Annotated in this window: 23 protein-coding genes; 12 read left to right on the forward strand and 11 right to left on the reverse strand. The window is 62.8% G+C overall.

What is annotated here, in order from left to right:
* The 9 genes from E2L06_RS14715 (at position 1) to E2L06_RS14755 (ending at position 8,573) form a co-directional block, all read left to right on the forward strand.
* Positions 1–255 (forward strand): hypothetical protein, encoded by a 255-nt coding sequence (locus tag E2L06_RS14715; RefSeq protein ID WP_138782364.1) that lies wholly within the window; start codon positions 1–3, stop codon positions 253–255.
* Between the two features lie 22 nt (positions 256–277).
* A complete protein-coding gene (locus E2L06_RS14720; protein ID WP_138782365.1) occupies positions 278–859 on the forward strand; it encodes a V-type ATP synthase subunit E in 582 nt (193 codons plus the stop codon).
* Positions 856–1,923, forward strand: coding sequence for a V-type ATP synthase subunit C (locus E2L06_RS14725; RefSeq protein WP_138782366.1), 1,068 nt, complete (start codon positions 856–858; stop codon positions 1,921–1,923). The genes E2L06_RS14720 and E2L06_RS14725 overlap by 4 nt, the downstream gene beginning before the upstream one ends.
* Positions 1,920–2,252: a V-type ATP synthase subunit F gene (locus tag E2L06_RS14730; RefSeq protein ID WP_138782367.1), complete on the forward strand. Its 333-nt coding sequence runs from the start codon at positions 1,920–1,922 to the stop codon at positions 2,250–2,252. The genes E2L06_RS14725 and E2L06_RS14730 overlap by 4 nt, the downstream gene beginning before the upstream one ends.
* A gap of 3 nt (positions 2,253–2,255) precedes the next feature.
* The gene (locus E2L06_RS14735; protein ID WP_138782368.1) at positions 2,256–4,019 is read left to right on the forward strand and encodes an ATP synthase subunit A; all 1,764 of its coding nucleotides are present in this window, start codon (positions 2,256–2,258) and stop codon (positions 4,017–4,019) included.
* Positions 4,020–4,021: 2 nt separating this feature from the next.
* Entirely contained in the window at positions 4,022–5,431 is a 1,410-nt protein-coding gene (locus E2L06_RS14740; protein WP_138782369.1) for an ATP synthase subunit B, read from the forward strand.
* 185 nt (positions 5,432–5,616) lie between these two features.
* A complete protein-coding gene (locus E2L06_RS14745; protein ID WP_138782370.1) occupies positions 5,617–7,230 on the forward strand; it encodes a long-chain-fatty-acid--CoA ligase in 1,614 nt (537 codons plus the stop codon).
* A 146-nt stretch (positions 7,231–7,376) separates the two neighbouring features.
* On the forward strand, positions 7,377–8,123 hold the full coding sequence (locus E2L06_RS14750; RefSeq protein WP_138782371.1) for a V-type ATP synthase subunit D: 747 nt from the start codon (positions 7,377–7,379) through the stop codon (positions 8,121–8,123).
* 45 nt (positions 8,124–8,168) lie between these two features.
* Positions 8,169–8,573, forward strand: coding sequence for a DUF6276 family protein (locus tag E2L06_RS14755; protein WP_138782372.1), 405 nt, complete (start codon positions 8,169–8,171; stop codon positions 8,571–8,573).
* 6 nt (positions 8,574–8,579) lie between these two features.
* Here the strand turns inward: E2L06_RS14755 and E2L06_RS14760 are convergent, their stop codons facing one another.
* Together E2L06_RS14760 and E2L06_RS14765 are read right to left on the reverse strand one after the other, a co-directional pair.
* Positions 8,580–8,978, reverse strand: a complete 399-nt coding sequence (locus E2L06_RS14760; RefSeq protein WP_138782373.1) for a DUF5811 family protein — start codon at positions 8,976–8,978, stop codon at positions 8,580–8,582.
* A gap of 67 nt (positions 8,979–9,045) precedes the next feature.
* On the reverse strand, positions 9,046–9,525 hold the full coding sequence (locus tag E2L06_RS14765; protein ID WP_138782374.1) for a pyruvoyl-dependent arginine decarboxylase: 480 nt from the start codon (positions 9,523–9,525) through the stop codon (positions 9,046–9,048).
* Between the two features lie 163 nt (positions 9,526–9,688).
* On the opposite strand from E2L06_RS14765, the gene E2L06_RS14770 reads away from it, so the two are divergent.
* A complete protein-coding gene (locus E2L06_RS14770) occupies positions 9,689–10,045 on the forward strand; it encodes a hypothetical protein (RefSeq protein WP_138782375.1) in 357 nt (118 codons plus the stop codon).
* A 220-nt stretch (positions 10,046–10,265) separates the two neighbouring features.
* Here the strand turns inward: E2L06_RS14770 and E2L06_RS14775 are convergent, their stop codons facing one another.
* The 6 genes from E2L06_RS14775 to E2L06_RS14800 all read right to left on the reverse strand — a co-directional run bounded on the left by E2L06_RS14775 (position 10,266) and on the right by E2L06_RS14800 (position 17,464).
* Positions 10,266–11,498 (reverse strand): proteasome-activating nucleotidase, encoded by a 1,233-nt coding sequence (locus tag E2L06_RS14775; protein WP_138782376.1) that lies wholly within the window; start codon positions 11,496–11,498, stop codon positions 10,266–10,268.
* Positions 11,499–11,620: 122 nt separating this feature from the next.
* Positions 11,621–13,414 carry an oligoendopeptidase F gene (pepF, locus tag E2L06_RS14780; protein ID WP_138782377.1) on the reverse strand — a complete coding sequence of 598 codons (1,794 nt, stop codon included), beginning with the start codon at positions 13,412–13,414 and terminating at the stop codon, positions 11,621–11,623.
* 162 nt (positions 13,415–13,576) lie between these two features.
* Positions 13,577–14,416, reverse strand: a complete 840-nt coding sequence (truA, locus tag E2L06_RS14785) for a tRNA pseudouridine(38-40) synthase TruA (RefSeq protein WP_138782378.1) — start codon at positions 14,414–14,416, stop codon at positions 13,577–13,579.
* Between the two features lie 145 nt (positions 14,417–14,561).
* Entirely contained in the window at positions 14,562–15,062 is a 501-nt protein-coding gene (locus tag E2L06_RS14790) for a hypothetical protein (RefSeq protein WP_138782379.1), read from the reverse strand.
* Between the two features lie 57 nt (positions 15,063–15,119).
* Positions 15,120–15,863: an SDR family oxidoreductase gene (locus E2L06_RS14795; protein WP_138782380.1), complete on the reverse strand. Its 744-nt coding sequence runs from the start codon at positions 15,861–15,863 to the stop codon at positions 15,120–15,122.
* 68 nt (positions 15,864–15,931) lie between these two features.
* Complete coding sequence (locus E2L06_RS14800; protein WP_138782381.1) at positions 15,932–17,464, reverse strand: carboxypeptidase M32; 1,533 nt, start codon at positions 17,462–17,464, stop codon at positions 15,932–15,934.
* Between the two features lie 165 nt (positions 17,465–17,629).
* Between E2L06_RS14800 and E2L06_RS14805 the strand changes: the two genes are divergently transcribed.
* Positions 17,630–17,998 (forward strand): hypothetical protein, encoded by a 369-nt coding sequence (locus tag E2L06_RS14805; RefSeq protein WP_138782382.1) that lies wholly within the window; start codon positions 17,630–17,632, stop codon positions 17,996–17,998.
* Positions 17,999–18,027: 29 nt separating this feature from the next.
* Here the strand turns inward: E2L06_RS14805 and E2L06_RS14810 are convergent, their stop codons facing one another.
* The 3 genes from E2L06_RS14810 to E2L06_RS14825 form a co-directional block, all read right to left on the reverse strand.
* Positions 18,028–19,113 carry a M20 family metallopeptidase gene (locus tag E2L06_RS14810; protein WP_138782383.1) on the reverse strand — a complete coding sequence of 362 codons (1,086 nt, stop codon included), beginning with the start codon at positions 19,111–19,113 and terminating at the stop codon, positions 18,028–18,030.
* Between the two features lie 285 nt (positions 19,114–19,398).
* Positions 19,399–21,090, reverse strand: a complete 1,692-nt coding sequence (locus tag E2L06_RS14820) for a globin-coupled sensor protein (protein ID WP_138782385.1) — start codon at positions 21,088–21,090, stop codon at positions 19,399–19,401.
* 420 nt (positions 21,091–21,510) lie between these two features.
* Positions 21,511–21,981, reverse strand: coding sequence for a hypothetical protein (locus E2L06_RS14825; RefSeq protein ID WP_171052384.1), 471 nt, complete (start codon positions 21,979–21,981; stop codon positions 21,511–21,513).
* Between the two features lie 371 nt (positions 21,982–22,352).
* On the opposite strand from E2L06_RS14825, the gene E2L06_RS14830 reads away from it, so the two are divergent.
* On the forward strand, positions 22,353–24,230 hold the full coding sequence (locus tag E2L06_RS14830; protein ID WP_138782387.1) for a PINc/VapC family ATPase: 1,878 nt from the start codon (positions 22,353–22,355) through the stop codon (positions 24,228–24,230).
* Positions 24,231–24,385: the final 155 nt, after the last annotated feature.

Consider the following 24,385-nt stretch of genomic DNA (forward strand, 5'->3'; position numbering starts at 1 on the left):
ATGAGTGAACTTGAACTCGCGGAAACTGTGATGCAAGCTGGACAGGCAGCCGGACCAACTCTCGAGAACACGGGCGCAGCGGCAGTCGCTGTCGGTCTCGCAGCTCTCGCAGCGGGTTATGCTGAGCGCGGTATCGGCGCGGCAGCAGTCGGCGCAATCGCTGAAGACGACGACATGTTCGTCCCAGGCCTGATCATGACCGTCCTCCCAGAGACGCTCGTGATCCTCGCCCTGGTCACCGTCTTCATCGTTTAAAACCACCCCCCTTCTCTCACCAATGAGTTTGGACACAGTCGTCAAAGACATTCGAGACGAGGCCAACGCGCGTGCGGAGGACATCCGCGCGGAGGGCGAAACGCGCGCCGAGGAGATCGAATCCGCAGCCGAGGCTGACGCCGAGGAAATCCTCGCCGACGCGGAAGCGGCGGTCGACCGCGAGATCGATCAGCTCCACGAACAGCGTCTCTCCAGTGCGAAACTGGAGGCGAAACAGAAGCGTCTGGAGGCCCGCCGTGACGTCCTCGGAGAGGTCAACGAGGCAGTCGAAAACGAACTCGCCGCCCTCGAGGGCGACACTCGCGAGGAGCTGACCCGCGAGTTGCTCGAGGCCGCAAGCGTCGAGTTCGACGCGGGCGACGACGTCAGCGTCTACGGTCGCAGCGGCGACCAGGAACTGCTCGAGTCGATCGTCGACGAGTACGACGGCTACGAGTACGACGGTGACGTCGACTGTCTCGGCGGCGTCGTCGTCGAGAGCGAGCAGTCCCGCGTCCGAGTCAACAACACGTTCGACTCGGTCCTCGAGGACGTGTGGGAAGACAACCTTCAGGAGATCAGCAACCGACTCTTCGAGCAATGAGCGCAGGTGCCTCGAATCCGGAATACGTGAACGCTCGCGTCCGGTCACGCCGAGCCTCGCTGTTCTCGGACGAAGACTACCGCAAGCTGATCCGGATGGGGCCGAGCGAGATCGCGCGGTTCATGGAGGAGACCGAGTACGAACGCGAGATCAACGAGCTCGGAACGCGCTTTTCCGGCGTCGACCTGATCGAGTACGCGCTCAACCGCAATCTCGCAAAGCACTTCGAGGACTTGATCGACTGGTCGCAGGGACGACTCTACGACCTCATCGCTCGGTACCTCCGGAAGTTCGACGTCTGGAACCTGAAGACGATCTTCCGCGGGATCTACACCGACACCGTTCCCGAGGAGATCCGCACGGACCTCATCCGTGCCGGCGAACTCGACGACCGGACGGTCGATCGACTCCTCGAGACCGACACGATCGAGGACGCGATCGAAGTGCTCTACGGCACGATCTACTACGAGGAGCTGACCGAGGCCTTCGAGGAGTTCGAAGAGACCGGCGCGCTCGTGCCGCTCGAGAACGCTTTAGACCGGGAGTTCTACGAGAACTTGCTCGCGGACGTCTCCCGTGGTCCGGGCGCCGAGCCACAGGAAGGCCCGATAGCGAACTACATCGAGTTCCTGCAAGCCGAGATCGACTTCCGGAACGCCCGGAACGCGTTACGGCTCGCCCGCACCGGGGCCGACCTCGATCCCGCGGCCTACTACATCGACGGCGGCGTCCTGTTCGACGAGTCCGATCTCAATCGGCTCGTCGGCGACTACGACGCGCTCGTCGATCACATCGCCGAGAACCGCCACTACGGCGACCGCCTCTCGGCGGCGCTCGATCAACTGCGCGATGCTGACAGCCTTATCCAGTTCGAGCACGCACTAGACGCTGCGTTGCTCGAGTACTCGGATACGCTCTCGAGCATCTACCCGACCTCGGTCTCGGCCGTGTTGTCGTACATTCTCGCGAAAGAACGCGAGGTCGAGAACATCCGTGCCATCGCACGGGGCCGTGAGGTCGGACTCGACGAAAACGAGATCGAAGAGGAACTGGTGGTGCTATGAGCCAGGAAATCGCAGTCGTCGGCAGCCCGGAGTTTACGACCGGCTTCCGCCTCGCGGGGGTCAGCCGGTTCGAGAACGTGGCGGACGACGAGAAAGACGAACAGCTAGACGACGCCGCGACAGCCGCTCTCGAAGACGAGGGCGTCGGGATCGTCGTTATGCACGACGACGACCTCGAGCACCTGTCGCGTAACGTTCGCCAGGAGGTCGAGACGAGCGTCGAGCCAGTCGTCGTCACGATCGGGAGCGGCACCGGTGGCGGCGGCCTGCGCGAGCAGATCAAACGCGCGATCGGTATCGACCTGATGGAAGAGGACGAAGACAGCTAAACTATGAGCCAGGCAGAAGACATCGAATCCGTCGACGAAGACGGTGTAATCGAAAGCGTGAGTGGTCCTGTCGTGACCGCCACGGACCTCGACGCCCGGATGAACGACGTCGTCTATGTCGGCGACGAAGGACTGATGGGCGAGGTCATCGAGATCGAAGGGAACCTGACCACGATTCAGGTCTACGAGGAAACCTCCGGCGTCGGCCCAGGTGAGCCCGTCCAGAACACGGGCGAACCCCTGAGCGTCGACCTCGGACCCGGCATGCTGGACTCCATCTACGACGGTGTCCAGCGGCCGCTCGACGTCCTCGAAGAGAAGATGGGGACCGCATTCCTCGACCGCGGGGTCGACGCCCCCGGTATCGACCTCGAGAAGAAGTGGGACTTCCAGCCCGAAGTCACGGAAGGCGACACGGTCGAACCCGGCGACGTCGTCGGGGTCGTCGAAGAGACCGTCACCATCGACCACAAGGTCATGGTGCCGCCTGACTACGAGGGTGGCGAGGTCACGAACGTCGAGAGTGGCGAGTACACGGTCGAGGAGACCGTCGTCGAACTCGACAACGGCGAAGAGATCCAGATGCACCAGGAGTGGCCGGTTCGTGAAGCCCGGCCCGCCGGTGACAAGCAGACGCCGACCGAGCCGCTGGTGACCGGCCAGCGAGTCCAGGACGGCCTGTTCCCGCTCGCGAAAGGCGGGACGGCGGCGATTCCCGGTCCCTTCGGCTCCGGGAAGACCGTCACCCAGCAGCAACTCGCCAAGTGGTCCGACGCGGACATCGTCGTCTACATCGGCTGTGGCGAGCGTGGTAACGAGATGACCGAGGTCATCGAGGACTTCCCGGAACTGCCGGACCCACAGACCGGGAACCCGCTGATGGCCCGGACCTGCCTCATCGCCAACACGTCGAACATGCCCGTCGCAGCCCGTGAATCCTGTATTTACACGGGCATCACGATCGCGGAGTACTACCGCGACATGGGCTACGACGTCGCGCTGATGGCCGACTCCACCTCGCGGTGGGCAGAGGCCATGCGAGAGATCTCGAGCCGACTCGAGGAGATGCCCGGCGAAGAGGGCTATCCCGCGTACCTGGCGGCTGCGCTTTCCGAGTTCTACGAGCGCGCCGGCAAGTTCCAACTGATCAGCGGCGGCGAAGGCACGATTTCGGTCGTCGGTGCGGTTTCCCCGCCCGGCGGCGACTTCTCCGAGCCGGTCACTCAGAACACGCTACGTATCGTCAAGACGTTCTGGGCGCTGGACGCCGACCTCGCGGAACGTCGGCACTTCCCCTCGATCAACTGGAACGAGTCCTACTCGCTGTACAAAGACCAGCTCGACCCGTGGTGGGCGGACAACGTCGCCGGCGACTGGGCGGAGACCCGCCAGTGGGCGGTCGACGTGTTAGACGAGGAAGACGAGCTCCAGGAGATCGTCCAGCTCGTCGGGAAGGACGCGCTGCCGGAGGACCAGCAGCTGACCCTCGAGGTCGCACGCTACCTGCGTGAGGCGTGGCTCCAGCAGAACGCGCTCCACGACGTCGACACCTACTGCGAACCCGAGAAGACATATCGGATGCTGACGGCGATCAAGACGTTCAGTGACGAGGCATTCGACGCACTCGAGGCTGGCGTCCCGGTCGAGGAGATCCAGGACGTCGACGCTGCGCCGCGGCTCAACCGGATGGGCACGGCCGAAGAGTGGAACGAGTTCATCGACGAGATCGAGAACGACCTCCAAGAACAACTCCGCGCACTGTACTAACAATGAAAGAGTACCAGACTATCACGGAAATCAGCGGTCCGCTGGTGTTCGCCGAGGTCGACGAGCCGGTCGGTTACGACGAGATCGTCGAGATCGAGACCGAAGACGGGCGAACGCTGCGCGGTCAGGTACTGGAATCGAGCGAGGGTATCGTCTCGATCCAGGTGTTCGAAGGCACGGGCGGGATCGACCGCAACGCCTCCGTTCGCTTCCTGGGCGAGACGATGAAGATGCCCGTCACCGAGGATCTGCTCGGGCGGGTGTTAGACGGCTCCGGGAACCCGATCGACGGCGGCCCGGAGATCGTCCCCGACAAACGACAGGACATCGTCGGCAAGGCGATCAACCCCTTCTCCCGGGAGTACCCCGAGGAGTTTATCCAGACCGGTGTGTCGGCCATCGACGGCATGAACACGCTGGTCCGGGGTCAGAAGCTCCCGATCTTCTCCGGTTCGGGGCTGCCCCACAACGAACTCGCGCTGCAGATCGCCCGCCAGGCGACCGTCCCCGAAGAAGACGAGTCCGGCGAGGACTCCGAGTTCGCCGTTATCTTCGGCGCGATGGGAATCACCGCCGAAGAGGCAAACGAGTTCATGGACGACTTCGAGCGCACGGGCGCACTCGAGCGCTCCGTCGTCTTCATGAACCTCGCGGACGACCCGGCAGTCGAGCGCCAGGTCACGCCGCGACTCGCCTTGACGACGGCCGAGTACCTGGCCTTCGAGAAGGACTACCACGTGCTGGTCATCCTGACGGACATGACCAACTACTGTGAGGCACTGCGCGAGATCGGTGCCGCACGTGAGGAGGTTCCGGGTCGACGTGGCTACCCCGGCTACATGTACACCGACCTGGCACAGCTCTACGAGCGTGCCGGTCGAATCGAGGGCAAGGAAGGGTCGGTCACGCAGATTCCGATCCTGACGATGCCCGGCGACGACGACACCCACCCGATTCCGGACCTGACTGGCTACATTACCGAAGGTCAGATCATGATGGATCGGGACTTAAACAGCCAGGGTATCGAGCCGCCGGTCAACGTCCTGCCAAGCCTCTCGCGGCTGATGGACGACGGGATCGGCGAGGGCCTCACGCGTGAGGACCACGGCGACGTCTCCGACCAGATGTACGCCGCGTACGCGGAAGGTGAGGACCTGCGCGACCTCGTGAACATTGTCGGTCGCGAAGCACTCTCCGAGCGGGACAACAAGTTCCTCGACTTCGCCGACCGCTTCGAGGAAGAATTCGTCCAGCAGGGGTACGACACCAACCGCTCGATCGACGAAACGCTCGAGCTCGGCTGGGATCTGCTCTCGGATCTGCCGAAGACGGAACTCAACCGGATCGACGAGGAGCTCATCGAAGAGCACTACCGCGAAGACGAGACGGCCGAAGCCGTCCAGGCCGACTGAGCGGCTACTCGCTTCGTTCCATTCTTTCAGGCGTCGTCTGCGAGTTGCATCTCTTGTCTGCACGCTGCATCTCGTACGGTCACGAATAGTGAGCGATTTCCCGTCGAGTAACACGTGCAACGGCTCGTGTCAGAAGTCTGTTTAATCGAAACTATCGTATAGGCCGTGGACAACCCATGGTATGTATGTACAAGCCACTGCTCGTCCCGGAGTTCCTAGACCGGGCGCGGACACACTACGGCGACGACGAGGCAGTCGTCGCTACCACAGGAGAACGGTTCACGTACGACGAACTCGGCGAGCGCGCCGATCGGTTCTCCGCGGCGCTGCAGGAGCGCGGTATCGAGAAAGGAGATCGCGTCGCGGTGTTGGATCCAAACACACACTATCATCTCGAGGCGGCCTACGGAATCATGCAACTCGGGGCGATCCATACACCGCTGAACTATCGGCTCACGCCCGACGACTTCGCATACATCCTCACCGATGCTGGTGTCGACGCGATCTACGCCGACTACGACTTCGCCGAGAAAATCGAGGCGATCCGTGACGAGGTGCCGACGGAGACGTTCATCACGAACGATGTCGATGCGGTCGAGGGAGAGTGGGAGAGTTTCGACGACGTACTCGAGGAGGCGGGCACCGACTACGACCGGCCGGAGATGGACGAGGACGAGATCATCACGATCAACTACACCTCGGGGATGACTGGCGATCCGAAAGGTGTCTGTCGCACGCATCGCTGCGAGACGATCCACGCCTATCTGACCGTTGGCCACCAAAATCTGAGCGACGACGACGTCTACCTGTGGACGCTGCCGATGTTCCACGCGAACGGCTGGGGGCACATCTTCGCGGTGACGGGGATCGGCGCGAAACACGTCTGTACGCGCGGGACCGACGCCGGCGAGATCTTCGAGACCGTCCGCTCGGAAGACGTCTCCTACATGTGTGGTGCGCCGACGGTGCTGAACATGCTCATCGACTACTACGAGCAGAACGAACCTGAGACGAGCGGCGGCGCAGACGTGCGGCTCGCAACCGCCGGCAGCGCGCCGCCAGAGGCGACCATCCGAACGGTCGAAGACGAGTTCGGTTGGTACATGAAACACGTCTACGGCGCGACCGAGACCGGGCCGCTGATCACCACCTCCGATGCGCGTCGGCACTTCTCCGACGACAGCGACGACCGCTTCCGAATCAAGAAACGGCAGGGACTTGCCTACCTCGGCACCGAAATCAGGGTCGTCGACGAGGACGGCAACGACGTCCCACGCGACGACGAGACGCTCGGCGAGGTCGTCGTCCGCGGCAACCAGATCATGGAAAAATACTGGGGCAAGCCCGAGGCGACCGAGGAAGCCTTCAGCGATCGGATCGAGGGCTACTACCACATGGGCGATCTCGCCACCATCGACGAGAACGGCATGATTGCGATCCAGGACCGCAAGAAAGACATCATCATCTCCGGTGGCGAGAACATCTCGAGTATCGAACTCGAGGACACGCTGTTCGACCACCCAGAGGTGTCTGACGTGGCGGTGATCCCGGCACCCAGCGACGAGTGGGGGGAGACGCCGAAGGCGTTCGTCGTTCCCGCAAGCGGCGATCCGAACGAGCCGGGCGTGACCGAAGCGGCGCTCGAGGAGTTTACCCGGGAGAACCTCGCGGGCTACAAGACCGTCCACCGGGTCGAGTTCGTCAAGCAACTGCCGACGACGGCGACGGGTAAGGTTCAGAAGTACGAGCTCCGGGAAAAAGAGTGGGAAGACGAAGAACGAATGGTCGGACAGGGGTAACGCGGCCGTCTCGGTTCGACTCCCCCTCTGACCACCGACGGAGCAAGCCGACCGGCATCGATCGCCACACATTTCCCTTACACGGGCGCGAGCACGCGCGGAAACTGTAAACAGTTATCCGACTGGGACTGCTATCCCCCCACAAGATGGCCAACGATGTCAAGCCCACTCGCAAGAACTTGATGGCGATCGAGGATCGCATCGAGCTCTCCGAGCGGGGACACGGCACACTCGAGAAGAAACGCGACGGGCTCATCATGGAGTTCATGGACATTCTGGACAAAGCTCAGGACGTCCGCGGCGACCTCGCCGACGACTACGAGGCGGCCCAGCAAAAGATCAACATGGCTCGCGCGATGGAGGGTGACGTCGCAGTCCGCGGTGCTGCAGCGGCACTGCAGGAAAACCCCGAGATCACGACCGAGTCCAAGAACATCATGGGCGTCGTCGTCCCACAGATCGAGTCCTCGCGCGTCTCGAAGAGCTTAGATCAGCGTGGCTACGGGATCATGGGTACGTCCGCTCGCATCGACGAGGCCGCCGAAGCCTACGAAGACCTCTTAGAGAGCATCATCCTCGCCGCCGAGGTCGAGACGGCGATGAAGAAGATGCTCCGAGAGATCGAAACCACCAAGCGCCGCGTCAACGCCCTCGAGTTCAAGCTCCTGCCGGAACTCTACGAGAATCAGGAGTACATCGAGCAGAAACTCGAAGAGCAGGAACGCGAGGAGACGTTCCGTCTGAAGAAGATCAAGGAGAAGAAAGAAGCCGAGGAGAAAGAAGAGCGAGAGATGGAGGCAGAAGCGGAAGCCGAAGCGGCCGAAGCCGAGCAAGAAGAGCTCGAGGACGTCCAGCCCGATACCGCCGCGCAATCCCCGGCAGCCAACCAGTAAGCGCACCGACCGTACACCGACCGGTACCAGACGCATTCGATTCCGATGGCCTGTTCCAACTGCGGTTCGGCCACGATTTCGTTTTTCGTTCCGGAGGACTACCGCGCGGACGCGCCGTCGGAAGCTAGCGTCGTTTCGTTCTGTCCGCACTGTCTGACCCTCGAGCCAGCTTCGGACCGGGAACCGGCTGCGAGAAACGAGCCCGATTTTTCACGCGTCAGCAATGCGTTTCCCACCCAACCCGAGCGTGCGATCCCGCTCGCGCTCGCAGTGGGCCTGTGTTCGTCGCTCGCGACGAACCGCACCGCGATCGAGCTGTTGCTCAGAGAAGTCGAACGAGCCGGCACGGATCCGTTGCTGGTGCTCGATCGGCTGATCGCCGATCCATCGGTTGACCCGGCGATCGATCTCGAGCGCCGACGCCACCAGCTCGAGCAACTGCTCTACTAAAACCGGTTACTTTCCCGTCGGCCGCACGCTATCGTTGACGGCCTGTTTCACCTGCAGGGCGGCACTGGCTGCCAGTCCCCGGGCGACCTCGTCGCGTTCGTCGGCGGTGATGACTTCCTCGGCAGCGGCGGCTTCCTCGAGATCCGGCGTGAAGCCGGCGCTGACAGCGTGACCGACCGGCGGTCGGACGGCGACAGTGACCTGCGGGCCGGTCATGCCGCTCGAGACGTCGGAATCGACGACGTATTCGTTGGGAAGGAACTCGCGTGTGCGCGCAGCGATCCGCGAGACGTCGCGGTGGAGGAGTCGTTTCTGTGTGTTCGAGAGGTCCGGAACGTCCGCCGCGGCACGCTGCCCAGCCCCAGTCTCGCCCGGTAGCCCTGCGTACGGCGTATTTCCGTTCATGAGAAGTGTGTGCCCGTAGCAACGAACTGCCGGGTAAAAAGGGTTCGCCTTCGGGAAGTCAGCTTTCCTACAGTATCGGCTCGCTGTCGCCGTACACCGCGAGGACGACGGCGGTCGTGTATCGGCCCGAATCGGCCTGACTGCTCTCGATGGCGACGCGCGGGTCGGTAAACTCCCAGTCGCGAAGTTCTTGACCTGCAGCGAGTCCTTCACGGACCCGACGTTCGACGTCCTCGCGGTCCATCTCGCCGGACGTCTCGTAGAACAGCCCGGGGCCGTCATCGACGGACTGCGACCACGCGAGCGCCGCGCTCGCGCGGCCGGGACCGGCGGTGGTCGCCCGCGCCTCGACGACGGTCAGGCGCTCGCCGGCGGGACCGAGATCGGGGGCGGTCCCGACAGCTTCGACGTACGTCTCGGCAGGGATCACGGACGAGACCGAGACGAGATTGTAGTTCTCGACGCCGGCGTCGGCGAGCGCGGCGTCGTAGGACGACATCGCCGTAGGACCCGATGCGGTTCCCCAGACGACTCGAATCGTGCTCATACTCGTTCTCGGGGTCGGGCAGCGTAAGGCGTTGCGATTCATTCGAGCGGTAGTAATACCAATTGTTATCACCGAGACGGCAGAAGTGTTAGGAAACTATGGTTTTTGACCGCCGATCCCTGCTTGCGGACGCCGTTGTGCTCTCTATTCCAGCCCTCTCGGGGTGTGTGCGTTTCCGAGGAAAACAGGGTTCCGACCCCACCGACTCGGTGCAGGTGCCGCGGATGTCTCCGTCCATAACCTCCACGACGAACCGATCACGATCTCGATTCGCGCCGAGAATATCGAAGAGAATCGGACTCAGGAAGACAAGATTCCGATCGACGAAACGGTAACGCTCGAGTCCGCACAGACGCACACAGTCCACAACAAAACGCGGTTTGGTTCGAAATACACGGTGTCAGTGTCCGTGAATAACGTGTACACCGAAGAGGCGAACTGGACGCCCGACAGTGGTGGCGGTCTCCACGTCATTTACGATGGCTCTGAGAACGTCATCTTCGCCGATGAGTTCGCCTGATTCGAGATCGTAACCGGGCAGATACCTCATCCGCACCGACTCTCTCACAGGGCGACAGGGCTGTGCTGGCGAGCCGGTGGCAGATTGCGACACGTGCTCTCTGAACCGTCGAGTTATGTGTGAAATCGGCAGCGTTCGACCCGATTCACCGAACGCAGTCTCGATAACTACACTTTGAGCGCCCATCGAAATCGAGATCCCGCAGCCGTCGGCGGTGGTGTTACTGGTAGAAGTAGCCCGCCGAGGAAACCACGTCGCTCGAGTCGTCTTCTTCGATCTTCTCTAAGGCGTCGACGAAGTCGGCGTGGGTGACCTCGTCGCGGTCGTTACGGATGGCGAACATGCCGGCTTCGGTCGCGAGGCTTTCGATCTCGGCACCGGAGTAGCCGTCGGTGTCGGCAGCCAGGTCGGCAAAGTCGACGTCGTCGGCGATGTTCATCTCGCGGGTGTGGATCTCGAGGATCTGCTCGCGGCCGGACTCATCGGGTTCGGGCACTTCGATGAGGCGGTCGAACCGGCCGGGGCGAAGAATGGCCCGGTCGAGCATGTCGAAGCGGTTGGTCGCGGCGATGATGCGGATCTCGCCGCGGGCCTCGAAGCCGTCCATCTCGCTCAAGAGTTGCATCATCGTCCGCTGGACCTCGGCGTCGCCGGAGGTCTTGGACTCGGTGCGCCGTGTCGCGATGGCGTCGATTTCGTCGATGAAGATAATGGCGGGTTCGCGTTCGCGAGCCATCTCGAAGAGGTCGCGGACGAGCCGCGATCCCTCGCCGATGAACTTGCGGACGAGTTCCGAGCCGGCCATCTTGATGAAGGTGGCGTCGGTCTCGTGGGCGACGGCTTTGGCGAGCATCGTCTTGCCGGTCCCCGGCGGGCCGTACAGGAGAACGCCGCTCGGTGGATCGATACCGACCTCGGCGAACAGTTCGGGTTCGGCCAGTGGCTGCTCGACGGCCTCGCGGACCTCGCGGACCTGTTCGTCGATGCCGCCGATGTCGTCGTAGGTGACCTCGGGCTTTTCGGTGATCTCCATCGACTGTGCGCGCGCGTCGGTCTCGGCGTTCAGAATGGTCTGGATCGCAAAAGAGTCGTTGACTGCGACGCGGTCACCGGGCTCGACGCGGTCGATCATCCGCGAGGAGACGTCGGTGAGCACTTCCTGGTTGTTCCCGTGTTGCTTGACGATGACCTGCTCGTCGTCGAGGACGTCTTCGACGGTGGCGATGTACAGCGACGAACTCTTGAGCATCTCGTTTTCGCGTTCGATCCGATCGACTTTCCCCTGCAAGCGCTCGCGGCGGTCCTCGGCGTCGTCGAGCTGGGCCGACAGCTGCTCGTTGACGTCGACGAGGTCCTCGTAGTGCCCGCGAAGCGCCTCGAGCCGCTCGTCGTCGGGAAGATCGGAGTCGATATCGCGGTGAGGTCGGTCGGGAATAGACGGGCTTCGAGACATCCTGATATACGCCGATAAGATGTGGACGGTAAATGTGCCTTTGGGTCGCGGAGGCAAGGCTGTTGGATAACAGGACTGTCGTCCCGGCGATTGCAAGCGACTGATCGTGAACCTGATGCCGATCAGTCGAGTAGCGACTCGAACTCGTCTAGACGCTCGCCGTAGGTCTCGAGCGCGCGATCGATCGGGGCCGAACTGCCCATGTCGACACCGGCGATCCGCAGCAGCTCGAGGGGGTACTCACGAGAGCCCCGTCGGAGGAACTCGAGGTAGTCCTCGGCGGCGGGCTGGCCACGCTCCAAGACGTCGTCGACGATCGCGAGCGCGGCGGAGATACCGGTCGCGTACTGGTAGACGTAGAAGGCCCGGTAGAAGTGGGGAATACGCATCCACTCGCGGGCGATTCGGTCGTCGATGACGGCGGGCTCGTAGTAGTCGTCTTTGAGTCCGCGGTAGAGGTCGTCCAGCCGATCGGCGGTCAGCGGTTCGCCCTCTTCCTCGAGGCGGTGGGTTTCGTGTTCGAACTCCGCGAACAGCGTCTGGCGATAGAGCGTCGAGCGCACGCGCTCCAGGAACTCGTTTAAGACGTGTTTGCGGAACTCGGGATCGTCGACGGTCTCGAGCAGGTGGTTGGTCAGCAGAGCCTCGTTGACCGTGCTGGCGACCTCGGCGACGAAGATTTCGTAGCCCGAGTAGACGTAGGGCTGTTCCTCCTTGGTGAGTTCGGAGTGCATCGAGTGGCCGAGTTCGTGGGCCAGCGTGTACATCGAGGCGATGTCCTGCTGGTAGTTCAGCAGGATGAACGGCTGGGTGTCGTAGGTACCGCCAGAGTACGCGCCGGACTGTTTGCCCTCGTTCTCGTAGACATCGACCCATCGGGAATCGAGGCCCTCGGCGACGCGGGACTGATACTCCTCGCCCAGCGGCGCGAGCGCGTCGACGACGTACTCGGTGGCCTGCTCGTACTCGAGATCAGGTCCCTTGTCGCCGGTCAGGGGCATGTAGAGGTCCCACATCTGCAGTTCGTCGACGTCCAGCGCCTGCTGTTTGAGCTCGGCGTGGTGGTGGAGCTTCTCGAGGTTGTCGTGGACGGTGTCGACGAGCGTGTCGTAGACGTCGACGGGGACGTTCGGACCGTCGAGGGCGGCCTCGCGTGCCGTGTCGTAGTTGCGCGCTTGCGCGGTCTTGACGTCGGCTTTGACGCTGTTCTTGTAACTCGCTGCGACCGTATTCCGGACCGACTTCCACTCGTCGAAGTAGTTCTCGTAGACGCGCTTGCGGAAGTCTCGATCGGGCCGTTTGAGTAGGTTGGTAAAGTTACTCTGCGTGATTTCGACAGCCTCGCCCTCGGGGTTCTCGACGGTCGGGAACGACATGTCGGCGTTCGAGAGCATGGTGTAGACTTCGCCGGTCGCGCCGGTCACCTCGCTCAAGTCCGCCAGCAGCGCCTCGACCTCGGCCGAGCGCGTGTGCGGTTTCATCCGAAGGACGTCGTCGACGTAGTGGTCGTAGGTCTCGAGGTCGGGTACCTCGGCGACCATGTCGTCGAACTCCTCGCGAGTCATCTCCTGAATTTCGGGGTCGATAAAGGAGGCTGCGGACTGGGCGTCGGCCGCAAGCGACTGTGCGCGCGCGGTCAGCGCCTGGTAGTGCTGGTCGGTCGTGTCCTCGTCACGGCGCATGCGGGCGTAGGCCGCGACGGTCGACACCTCGCGCATGATCTCGTCGCGTAACTCGAGGACCGCGAGGAGGGTGTCAGCGTCGTCAGTGACCTGCCCTTCGTAGGCCTCGAGATCGGCGACACGCTCGGCGACGGCCTCGTAGGCGGCCTCCCAGTCGTCGTCGGTCGCGTAGATGCTCTCGAGGTCCCAGATATATTCCTCTTCGACCTCGGAGCGGTCGGGAACGGAACTCATAGCCCGGGTTTCGGAGCGCCAGGGGTAAAGCGTGTCGGACCCTTTCACGGTGTGTCTCAGTGATGGGTCCGTGAGGAGAGCACAGGAGTAGTGACTGCGCTCGTACGAGAGAGCGAAGACACGACGATGGTTCGGCGTCTGACGCGGTCCATCTCCCCGGCCCTACCGCATTCCGTCGGCGACCTGCCCGGCGACTCGCGCCCCCGTTCGTCGCTCGATGCGCCGCCGATCGAACACGGTGCGGGCGGTCTCGGCGGCGTCCTCGTCGATCTCGAACGTGAGGTCGGGATAGACCACGTCAGTCAGGACGAGTGGCTCCGGGGCAGCCGGCGCGACTCCGTCGGGACCGGGTAGCGGTTCAGGGTCGAACACTCGCTCGAGTTTCGCGAGCGGTGACTCACCGGTCCCGATCTCACAGGCCAGCGAGACGAGTCGCCGGACGAGTTCTCGAGCGAACCCGCCTGCGCTGGCAGTGATGACGAGATAGTCGCCGTCCCGGGCTGCCTCGAGCGTCAGCGAGCGCTCGGTGTTGTGGTCGTCCGGCGTCAGGTTGTGGACGTCGTGGGTGCCCGACAGCGCCTTGCAGGCCGTCCGAAAGCGCTCGTCATCGATAGGTTGCGTGCCGGAAGCAGCCGCAGTGTCGGCCGGTGCATACAGATGGTAGGTGTATTTCCGGCGGTTCGCGTGATGGGTTGCGTGGAACTCCGCCGGCGCATCAGCACTCGCCCACGCGCGTACGTCGGCCGGCAGTTCGGCGTTCAGCGCCCGCGGCATCAGCCAGTCAGGGGCCTCGAGCGCGATCGTCTGGGCGAGCGCGGAGACGCCGGCGTCGGTGCGGCCGGCGGCGGCATAGCCGTCGGGCTTGTCCGCGTCGGACTCGAGGACCCCGAGTGCCCGGAGCGCATCGAAAATCGAATCCTCGACGGTCGGAACGTCGGGCTGGCGCTGGTAGCCGTAGTAGTCCGTACCGTCGTAGGCGATCCGAAACGCGCGACGTCCCATTGCTCGAGTCGATCCAGCGGGGCCAGCGAGTTATACTGTTCGCTGTCGGCCCGGCCCGCCGCTCGAGGGCAGGCGGCGTCGGCGACGATCGAAGTCCCGCAGTAGTGGCGAGCACCGTCGGTTCGATGAGGTGGCCGGCCGTGAGTTACAGTTCGTCGTCGGTCCCGAACCCGTCGGTATCATCGGCGGAGTGTCCGCCGGAGTCGGGATCGGCGACGTCGAAGGCGTCGGTCTCGAGCGGCGAGCCGTCGGCAGTGACGGCCCCGTTCTGAATCTCGATGGTGACGCCGTCGTCGTCGGACGACACCCCTAGCAGTTGGCTGGTCGCCGACTCGACTTCCTGGTTGACCGACCAGACGAATCGCAGCACCGACTCGAGTTCGGTGCCGACCTCACGGACGCCACGCTGGTCCGTGAGCGTCCCCAGACTCCGTGCGCCCTCCGGGTGGAGATACTGAATCGGGTGGTCAGTGGGGACCTCCCGCAGGTCGAGGTCGAACGACCAGAGGTACGGCAGGAACTGGAGGGCATAGCCCTGCGGTTTCGGTGCCCGACGGCCGGCAGCGGTCAGTACGACGGTTTTCGCCGTCGACTCGCCGTCGGTGTCGAAGTAGACGCCCGGCATGCCCGGAATGGAGAGTCGCATACTCGAGGGAGAGAGCCACGTACGGGTGAGTCCACACCCGGCACACCCACCCTCGTTTTATTCGAAGGTGTCGGCGAACTTGTCCCGCCGGTAGAGGTCGAGTTCGCTCACGCTCGAACCGGCCCGGCTTGCAGCAAAGCGGATCGCCGCGGCGATTTCCCCGGGCTCGGTCGCCTCCCCTTCGTCGAAGCGCTCGACGAAAGGGTCGCCGTCGGCGCTCCCAAACTGCGAGCGGACTTCGGAGGGGTTGACGATCGTGACGCCGACGCCGTCGTCGCCGACCTGGGCCGCGACGCTCTTTGCGAAGCCCCGAACCCACCACTTCGAGGCCGCGTAGACGGGATTGAACGGTCGCGGGTACTGGCCGGCGAAACTGCCGACGAAGATCAGGTGGCCGTCGCGCTCGCGGACGTGTGGGATCGCTGCCCGCGTCGCATAGAAGACGCCGTCGACGTTGGTCTCCTGCATCGTCTCGTACTCGTCGGTGGTCAGCGACTCGACATCGCTCCCGCGGGCCAGTCCCGCGTTGTTGACCAGCACGTCGATCCCGCCGAAGCGGTCGACGGTCGCTTCGATGAGTGCGTCGACATCGTCCTCTTCGCGGACATCCGTCGGGACGGCCAGCGTATCGACATCGTGGTCGGCCTCGAGGTCGTCGGCGAGTTCCCGCAGCCGATCCTCGCTCCGTGCCGCGAGGACGACGTTCGCACCCGCCGCTGCGAGTTCGTGGCAGGTCGCCGCGCCGATTCCAGAGCTTGCACCCGTGACGATCGCCGTTTGCTGCTCGAGTGTCTCGGACATCGTGTGACGGATCGGCAGACACCGACCTAAAGACGAGGGTCGCGGAAGCGCGATGGGTGCGCCGGCGATCAGTATCCCTCGAGATCGTACAGGTCGCCGTACTTCGACTCGACGTACTCGAGGAAGTGGTCCGCGGTCAACTCCTCGCCGGTGGCCCGTTCGATCAACTCGGGTGTGACGAAGTGCTTGCCGTGCTGATGAATGTTCTCGCGGAGCCAGCCGTTTAACTCGTCGAACTCGCCCTCGCTGATGGCCTCGTCGAACGGGCCGCGATCGTCCTCGGCGGCGGCATATAGCTGTGCCGCGAGGACCGAGCCCAGCGAGTACGTCGGGAAGTAGCCGAAGTCACCGTGAGACCAGTGGATGTCCTGGAGACAGCCCTCCGTGTCCGTCTCGGGTCGCACGCCCAGATACTCCTCGTACTTGTCGTTCCAGACCTGCGGGACCTCCGAGACCTCGAGATCGCCACGGATCAGATCGCGCTCGATCTCGAAGCGGATCACGATGTGGAGATGGTAAGTGAGTTCGTCCGCCTCGACGCGAATGAGGTTGTCGTCGTAGACCTGGTTTGCGGCTTCGTAGGCCACCTCGGGCGAGACCTCCTCGAGGCTCGGGAACCGCTCGCGGGCGACCGGCAGGAAGTGTTCCCAGAAGGGCCGAGAGCGGCCGACGTGGTTCTCCCAGAGACGGGACTGTGATTCGTGGACCGACAGGTCGCGGGCTTCGCCAAGCGGCGTGCCGTAGCCCTCGTCGGGGAGGCCCAGCGTGTAGTTCGCGTGGCCGAACTCGTGGATCGTCGAGGTGATCGACCCCAGCAGGTCCTCCTCGTCGAAGCGGGTCGTCACGCGTGCGTCGAACTGCGTTCCCGAAGAAAACGGGTGCGGCGCGGTATCGAGTCGGCCGCGGTCCCAGTCGTAGCCCAGCGACTCGAGCACGTCACGCGCGAGTGCCTCCTGATCGTCGTCGTCGAACGCGCCCGCGAAGGCATCGGTTGCGAGGTCGCCATCACTATCTTGGATCGCGTCGATCAGCGACACGAGTTCCTCGCGTAGGCGTTCTAGAACTCGCTCGGCGGTCTCGAGGTCGATGTAGGGCTCGTAGTCCGCAAAGAGCACGGCGTAGGGATCGGCGTCGGGATCGATGTGGGCGGCGTACTCGCGTTTGAGGTCGACCAGTTTCTCGAGCGTCGGTGCGAACTGTTCGAAGTCGTCCTCCTCGCGGGCCTGTTTCCACGTGGGATGGGCGTTCGACGCCGTCGCGGAGAGTTCCTCGACCAGTTCCTGGGGAACGCTCGTCTCGCGGTCGTACTGGCGTCGGATCTCGCGGACGACCGCGGCCTGTTCGTCTGCGAGGTCGTCGTCCTCGAGGTCGTCGAGCAGCTGTCCGGTCTCGTCGGCAGTCAGGAGTTCGTGACTGACCGACGACAGCGTCGAGAGCTGTTGGGCTCGGGCCGGGGTCCCCTCGTCGGGCATTACAACCTCCTGGTCCCATCGCAGGATGCCGGCGGCGTTGCCAACGTTCGAGATGCGCTTAACGCGTCGTTCGAACCGCTCGTACGTGTCGGCCTCGCTTGCATCGCTGCCAGCCTGATCGGTCGCCATAGCCTATCGTTTGCTCGGAACCGGTATCAACGTCCGGGTTCCGGGTGTTTCGAGTATGCTCACGGGCGGTCACCGCCGAGCGGTCGACTCTCGGCGGTGGAGTCGTGGGAGTCGGCTAGAACGTGCAAGCAACGGCCTGTTCCGCCGAGCGATGTGGACTCGGACATGGCCATTGCATCACCAGTCGCGTCGATCATCGTGTTCCTCGCGAGCCTGCTGATCGGTGCACTCGGCATTTACGCCGGCGCACGCGTCATCGTCGGTCGAACGGCGTACGATCACGCCATCGTCACCGCGTTGATCGGGTCGATCGTCTGGGCGATCGTTGGCTTCTTGGTCGGGTGGATTCCGCTCGTCGGCCCGTTGCTCGTCTTGCTCGCCTACGTCGCTGTCATCAACTGGCGATACCCCGGCGACTGGACCGCCGCCGCGATGATCGGCCTCGTCGCCTGGGTCACTGTCCTGATCGTCCTCTACGTGCTGGCCGCGATCGGGATCACAAGTTTCAGCGCGGTCGGCGTCCCGGGTCTCTGATCGACCGAGACTGGGTTCCGTCGCCTGTGTTATCGTGATGGCGGCCACGTCTCCGCGACCCGCCGGTAGGTCTCGCGACACCGCTCGAGGACAACGATCGAGACGCTTTCGTCGTCGGTATGGGCCTCGCCGGGTTCGGACGGGCCGTAGATCACACACTCCGTCCCGGCGTCTGAGAGCCAGCCCGCGTCGGTCGCGTGGGGTTTCGTCACGTGTTCGGGATCGGCCGTCTGTGACTCCGTGGCGGCCTCGAGGACTGCGTCCGCAAAGGCCGCGTCCTCACACTGCATCGGCGGCCAGTCCTGGTCGACGGTCCACTCGATCCCCTCGCGGTCCGCGACCTGCTCGAGCGGCGCACGCTCGCCCGGCACCGTCCGCTCGTCGATGGTGACCGCACACCGGGCAGGGACGACGTTCCACGCGGACCCGCCTTCGATCTCGGTGACAGTGAGGCTTCCCCCGAGGGTCTCGCCCGCCACGTCAACCGACGGGGACTCGAGTGCTCGAACACGATCGATCGCATCCGTCGCGCGGTAGATGGCGTTCTCGCCGGTGTCGGCCTCGCTAGCGTGTGCGGCGGTTCCGTGGGCGGTGATCGTACTCCCGCGTCGGCCCTTGTGCGCGACGGCGACATCAGTGACATCTGGCCCCGAGTAGTTGGTCGACCCCTCTCCGACGATGGCATACGCCGGAACGAACCCCTGCTCGATCGCGTGCTGTGCGCCGACACCCCCGACTTCCTCGCCGACGAAACTCGCAAACACGAGTTCACCAGCTGGATCGGCATCCCGGAACGCAAGCAGGGCAGCCGCGACCGCACCTTTCATATCCGCCGTCCCACGGCCGTAGAGCCGCCCATCGCGTTCCTCGATGGTGTATTCGTCGCCCGTCGCGGCGACCTGCGCGTCGGCCGGCTCGACGACGTCGTGGTGACCCACGAGCGCGAGCGTCTCGTCGCCGCTGCCTTTCCGGGCAAATACGTTTCCAACCTCGTCCCGGCGCACGTCGGCGTCGGTCTCGCGGCGCAGCCACGACTCGAGGAACTCGCCGGCTGCGGTCTCGTCGTCGTGGCTGGGAATCGAAACGAGGTTGCGGGTCAACTCGACGAGGGTCATGTCGGACCGATCAGTGGCTGTCGTGTTCAGTGCACCGAAAAATCGATCCGTGCGGACTCATACGGACTCCTATCATACCTCCGGACAGAACGACGTGACGATCAGTCGCACTGCTGCGGCCGTCACCGGTGGAAACGGCCGTGAATCCGCGACCGACTTCGTATTGACTGCTGTCCGACAGTACAGCCAGTTCCAGCGCACCCGCCACCCGTTCTGCGAGTACGCCAGGACATCGGGACAGCAGACCGTATCACGGGGTGCCGACTCCGATAATAGCAGCCCGTTTCAGTTCACTTGCTCGTAGACTGGCGGCTCCGTCTCCTGTTCGTCGCCGGTGAGCCGTGCCACCGAGTTACGGACCTCGCGGAGGCTGGCCGTCTGTTCCTGGCTCGCCGCGGCGACGGACTCTGCGGCGCTCGCGACCTGATCTGCCGATTGCGACAGATCGGCGATCGTCTCGGCAGTCGCTTCGACGCCCCGAGCCTGCTGGTCGGCCGCCGCTGCCACGTCTTCCATTCCCGTCGCCGTCTTCTGTGCCGACTCGTGGATCGACTCGAGCGAGTGGACGGTCTCTCTGACCCGATCGGTCCCGACGTCGACGCGCATGACCGTCTCCTCAGTCGTCGCGACCGTCGCGCTGGCGTCCTCGCGGAGGGCTTCGACGGCGGTTTCGATCTCCGCGAGGTCGGATTTCGTCTGCTCGGCGAACGAGCGCACTTCGTTGGCGATGACACCCATCGTATCGCCATCGCCGCCACTACGGGAGGACTCGATCTTCGCGTTCGCCGCCAGAACCGTCGTCCGTTCGGCGAGATCGTCGAGTCGATCGACGACCTCGTCGATCTCTTCGGTCCGCTCCGCGAGCGAGTCGGCGGCGTCGGCGACGCGGTCAGTTGCATTCTCGATTTCCTCGAGTTCGTCTAAGGCGTCGTCGGCCGCTTCGACCCCCTCGGCGGCGAGTTGCTCGGTTCGGGAACTCTCGTCGCTGACTTCGTCGGCGACACTTGCAACCTCCTCGACGGCGGCGCTGACCTCGTCGAGTTCGCGTGCGGCCCGCGTGACACCAGCCGCCTGCGACTCCGTGTGCTGACTGATCGCCTCGGCGCGTTTCGCGACGATCTCTCCCGACTCGTGGAGTTCGGATAGCGGTGCCTGCACGTCAGTTTCGACCTCGTGGGCGAGCCGTTTGCGGCGTTCGATCGACTCCTCGAGTCGCTTCGCGTAGGAGTCGACGTAGGTTTCGGTCGCGATCTGCATATCGAGGTTGATGATCCGCAACAGCGAGAGGATGTCCATCATGCCGTCGTCGATGGCGTCCCTGACGGCCGCTTCGAACGATTCCTCGAGGCCGTCGTCGATGGCGTCCCTGACGGCCGCTTCGAACGATTCCTCGAGGCCGTCGTCGGTATCGTCGTCGCCACCGCCGAATCCCAGCGCGCCGGCGAACCTCCCGAGACCGCCCTCGCTGGTGTCGTCGTCGCGTTCCGCGGCCCACGCTTCGATCGCGTCGACGACCTGATTTTGGACCCGCTCGTTCATCCGCGAGAGGAGAAGATCGTAGTAGACGCCGTACTGCCCCACGTAGTGTTTCAGGGGCATATCGAGCATTTCGTGGAGTTTGCCGATCCGCGTCCGGTTCTCGAAATACGACAGATCGTGCGAGCCAGTCGCCAGCGAGACGAGATACGCCTGCTGGGTCTGTTTAAGGGCCTCGACGCCCTTCGGCGAACGGTCGATGACTTCGCGTGTTCCTTCGTACTGAAGGATGTTCTCGTAGAAGTCGTCGGCGATCTCCTGGCGGTTGTCCCGCAACAGCGGCTCGAGATCCGAGAGGCGCTGTTCGTCCTCCTCGTCGAATCCGATGAAGTGTTTTCGCCACTCGACCTCGTCTTCGTCGAGTCCGATACGCTCGACGAGTTCATCGACATCGAGAAAACCGTTGAGCCCCCCCTCACCAAACGTCTGCTCCGGTTGCATATAGAACCTAGGGTGTCATAGAACGCGTCTCACACCTACTATGCGGGCATCCTGATTCGATAAGTACAGGGCAAGTAGTTACCGGAGCAGCGGTGAATTAGCTGGTTCGTCTCTCGTAGCTTCTTTGGAGTTTTGGATACGTCAAAAACCAGAGGACAATCAATAGCATACAGTTGAATAGCCAGATAGGGTCAGTGAATTCCTCACGAAGAAACACAGAGGGCGTACGTCCGAGCAAAACTGCCCCAAGAGCTCCGACAGCTACGAGGCCTGTTACATATATAATGATGAAAATGAGCGAGTCGCGTCTAAATGACGGCTCCATATCGTCTAATTGACTTCGGTCAAAATAAATCCAATCGATACCTTCGCACACCTACTTATCAGTCGGTTCTTCTGTGACTCTCTATAGGTTCTCACTTAATACCACCAAGAATTTTCGCTACACACATTCTGGTCGAATAAAATCGATGGGTGATAATTATACTCTTCTTCTTTAATATTAATATAGAGGATCTCTGATGACTCACCGCTTTCATCACAATCCGGATAAAATCTGTATTCTTCGCGTATTGCAGGCAGATCTATCAGACTAACACGAACAATATACGGTTGGCTCTTAACCACATTCTGCTTTTTTAGGGTATATGTAGGACGATCTTCTGGGCGTGCCTGGAGTTCAAACTCCCGATCAAACGCGATTGCTTCGCTTCGTTCATTCTGATTCTCTCTATAAAACTCAACCTTCACCCAGTTTTTTTTTTCATTATCAAAATTATTAATTCTTAATGTAAGCCTTGGGTAATTAGGGAGGTGAGTTAAGCACCCTCCAAAGAGAGTTGAAAGCAAACTACCTCCCGCAGCCATGAACTTACGCCGAGATGAAGTCATCTTCATATGGTAATTATCAAAACAAACGTAAATTATTTTGCTGTTGTGGGAGGCTTAGGTTTTGGCATCTTTCTGGCGATAGCGATTAGGCCTCTGTTCTCTGAGTCTTTTATATTGAATCGAGAAATGTAATGTTCAGTTCGCATCCCTACTCATCAGCCAATTAACCATCGGAGTGGGTGTAATCAACACCGTGGGAAGAGTTCTATGACACCCTCTATAGAACCTCTAGTGGGCTTATCAGTTAAGGTTCCATTGATGTTCCCCGTTGAATAAGAACGCGTAAAATACAGTTTATTTTTGAACGCGTCGTCGCACTGGGGCGTGGAGCGCTGTGAAACCCTTATAGGCGTACGTGAACCAGTTTACGTATGAACGTCGTGCCGGATACGAGCGTGGTCATCGACGGCCGCGTTTCGGCGACAATCGAAGACGGGCAGTTCGAGGGAGCGACGATCTGCGTGCCCGAAGCAGTCGTCGCGGAACTCGAGGCGCAGGCAAACGACGGACTCGACAGCGGCTGGGACGGCTTAGAGGAGCTCCAGCGGCTGGCCGAACTCGCCGACGAGGGCGTCGTCGACCTCGAGTACGTCGGCGAGCGGCCAAGCGCCATCGAGCGCGGCCACGCCTCCGAGGGCGAAATCGACGCCCTGATCCGCGATCTCGCGGAGGACCTCGACGCAACCTTTGTGACCAGCGACGTCGTCCAGGCCGAGGTCGCCCAGGCGAAGGGACTCGACGTCGAACACGTCTCCCCCGAGGTTCGGCGGGTCGGAACGCTGGCCGTCGAGGAGTACTTCGACGACCAGACGATGAGCGTCCACCTCAAAACCGACGCCGTCCCACGGGCCAAACGCGGCGAACTCGGCGCGATGCACTACGAGGAGATCGCCGACGAGCCCGTAGACGAGGCGACGATGGACGAGTACGCCCGCGAGGTCATCGACGGCGCCAAGGAGGCCCACGACGGCTTCATCGAGTTGTCAGAGCCGGGGATGAAGATCGTCCAGTTCCGGGATTACCGGATCGCGATCGGCCGCCCGCCGTTTTCCGACGGGATCGAGATCACCGCCGTCCGCCCGATCGCCCAGACGGACATCGACGACTACGAGCACGCCGACGAACTCAAAGAGCGACTGCTCGAGCGCCAGCGTGGCGTCCTCATTTCGGGTGCGCCCGGGGCCGGGAAGTCGACGTTCGCGCAAGCAGTCGCCCGCTACATCTCCGATCACGACTACTCGGTCAAGACGATGGAGAAACCACGGGACCTGCAGGTCGGCCCCGACATCACCCAGTACACCGAACTGGGCGGCGAGATGGCCAAAACGGCCGACGCCTTGCTGATGGTCCGACCCGACTACACCATCTACGACGAGGTCCGCAAGACCGACGACTTCGAGGTCTTCGCCGACATGCGGCTGGCGGGTGTGGGCATGATCGGCGTCGTCCACGCGACCCGCCCGATCGACTCGCTGCAGCGACTCGTCGGCCGGGTCGAGCTCGGGATGATTCCCCAGGTCGCCGACACGGTCGTCTACATCGAAGCCGGGAAAGTCGAGACGGTCTACGACGTCAAGACGACGGTCAAAGTGCCCGCCGGCCTCACCGAGGAGGACCTCGCCCGGCCGGTCATCCAGGTCACGAACTTCCAGACCGGCGAACCCGAATACGAGATCTACACCTTCAACCGCCAGGTCGTCACCGTCCCGCTCAAAGACGAGGAGGGCGGCCCCGGCAGCGAGTCCGGCGTCGACCGCATCGCCAAACAGGAGATCGAACGCGAGATCCGCTCGGTCGCCCGCGGCTACGTCGACGTCCAACTCAAAAGCCAGGACAGAGCCGTCGTCTACGTCGAAGAGGACGATATCTCGAGTGTCATCGGCAAAGGCGGCGGCCGGATCACCGACATCGAGAACCGGCTGGGGATCGACATCGACGTTCGTACACACGACGAGAACCCCAACTACGGTGCCGGCGCTGGCGGTAGCGGTGGCGCAAACACGAGCGGCGCTGGCGGCGGCTCACAGGCCGGCCAGATGGTCCAGCCCGAGATCACCTCCCGGCACATCGTCATCCCCGTCGACGGCAACCACGGCGAAACCGTCGAGATTCAGGCCGCCGGTGACTACCTCTTTACCGCGACGGTGAGCCGCGGCGGCGAAATTCAGGTGTCGCGCGGGAGTGCGATCGCGGAGGAACTCGAGCGAGCGATCGATCGGAAAGACCCGGTCACGGTCGTCCCCTCGTAAGCGATCGAACCGCGAGTGAGCAACGCGAACGAGCGGCTCTCTTTTGTGGAGATTTTTGTGCGAGGGAGCGAGGGGTTGCCTCCGGCGACCCGAGGAGAAAAACGTCCGCGTGCGAGCTTCCGCGAGCTATAGTAGCCACTGAACGTCACTGCACA

It is taken from the genome of Haloterrigena sp. H1 (assembly GCF_005938085.1).
GTDB lineage: Archaea > Halobacteriota > Halobacteria > Halobacteriales > Natrialbaceae > Natrinema.

Coding starts and splice junctions, on each gene's coding strand:
- E2L06_RS14810 (WP_138782383.1), bottom strand. CDS start 19,113: ATGACCCTCGTCGAGTTGACCCGCAACCTCGTTTCGATTCCCAGCCAC.
- E2L06_RS14725 (WP_138782366.1), top strand. CDS start 856: ATGAGCGCAGGTGCCTCGAATCCGGAATACGTGAACGCTCGCGTCCGG.
- pepF (WP_138782377.1), bottom strand. CDS start 13,414: ATGAGTTCCGTTCCCGACCGCTCCGAGGTCGAAGAGGAATATATCTGG.
- E2L06_RS14830 (WP_138782387.1), top strand. CDS start 22,353: ATGAACGTCGTGCCGGATACGAGCGTGGTCATCGACGGCCGCGTTTCG.
- E2L06_RS14720 (WP_138782365.1), top strand. CDS start 278: ATGAGTTTGGACACAGTCGTCAAAGACATTCGAGACGAGGCCAACGCG.
- E2L06_RS14825 (WP_171052384.1), bottom strand. CDS start 21,981: ATGACTTCATCTCGGCGTAAGTTCATGGCTGCGGGAGGTAGTTTGCTT.
- E2L06_RS14745 (WP_138782370.1), top strand. CDS start 5,617: ATGTACAAGCCACTGCTCGTCCCGGAGTTCCTAGACCGGGCGCGGACA.
- E2L06_RS14820 (WP_138782385.1), bottom strand. CDS start 21,090: ATGCAACCGGAGCAGACGTTTGGTGAGGGGGGGCTCAACGGTTTTCTC.
- E2L06_RS14775 (WP_138782376.1), bottom strand. CDS start 11,498: ATGTCTCGAAGCCCGTCTATTCCCGACCGACCTCACCGCGATATCGAC.
- E2L06_RS14750 (WP_138782371.1), top strand. CDS start 7,377: ATGGCCAACGATGTCAAGCCCACTCGCAAGAACTTGATGGCGATCGAG.
- E2L06_RS14790 (WP_138782379.1), bottom strand. CDS start 15,062: ATGCGACTCTCCATTCCGGGCATGCCGGGCGTCTACTTCGACACCGAC.
- E2L06_RS14715 (WP_138782364.1), top strand. CDS start 1: ATGAGTGAACTTGAACTCGCGGAAACTGTGATGCAAGCTGGACAGGCA.
- E2L06_RS14735 (WP_138782368.1), top strand. CDS start 2,256: ATGAGCCAGGCAGAAGACATCGAATCCGTCGACGAAGACGGTGTAATC.
- truA (WP_138782378.1), bottom strand. CDS start 14,416: ATGGGACGTCGCGCGTTTCGGATCGCCTACGACGGTACGGACTACTAC.
- E2L06_RS14805 (WP_138782382.1), top strand. CDS start 17,630: ATGGCCATTGCATCACCAGTCGCGTCGATCATCGTGTTCCTCGCGAGC.
- E2L06_RS14755 (WP_138782372.1), top strand. CDS start 8,169: ATGGCCTGTTCCAACTGCGGTTCGGCCACGATTTCGTTTTTCGTTCCG.
- E2L06_RS14740 (WP_138782369.1), top strand. CDS start 4,022: ATGAAAGAGTACCAGACTATCACGGAAATCAGCGGTCCGCTGGTGTTC.
- E2L06_RS14795 (WP_138782380.1), bottom strand. CDS start 15,863: ATGTCCGAGACACTCGAGCAGCAAACGGCGATCGTCACGGGTGCAAGC.
- E2L06_RS14765 (WP_138782374.1), bottom strand. CDS start 9,525: ATGAGCACGATTCGAGTCGTCTGGGGAACCGCATCGGGTCCTACGGCG.
- E2L06_RS14800 (WP_138782381.1), bottom strand. CDS start 17,464: ATGGCGACCGATCAGGCTGGCAGCGATGCAAGCGAGGCCGACACGTAC.
- E2L06_RS14730 (WP_138782367.1), top strand. CDS start 1,920: ATGAGCCAGGAAATCGCAGTCGTCGGCAGCCCGGAGTTTACGACCGGC.
- E2L06_RS14760 (WP_138782373.1), bottom strand. CDS start 8,978: ATGAACGGAAATACGCCGTACGCAGGGCTACCGGGCGAGACTGGGGCT.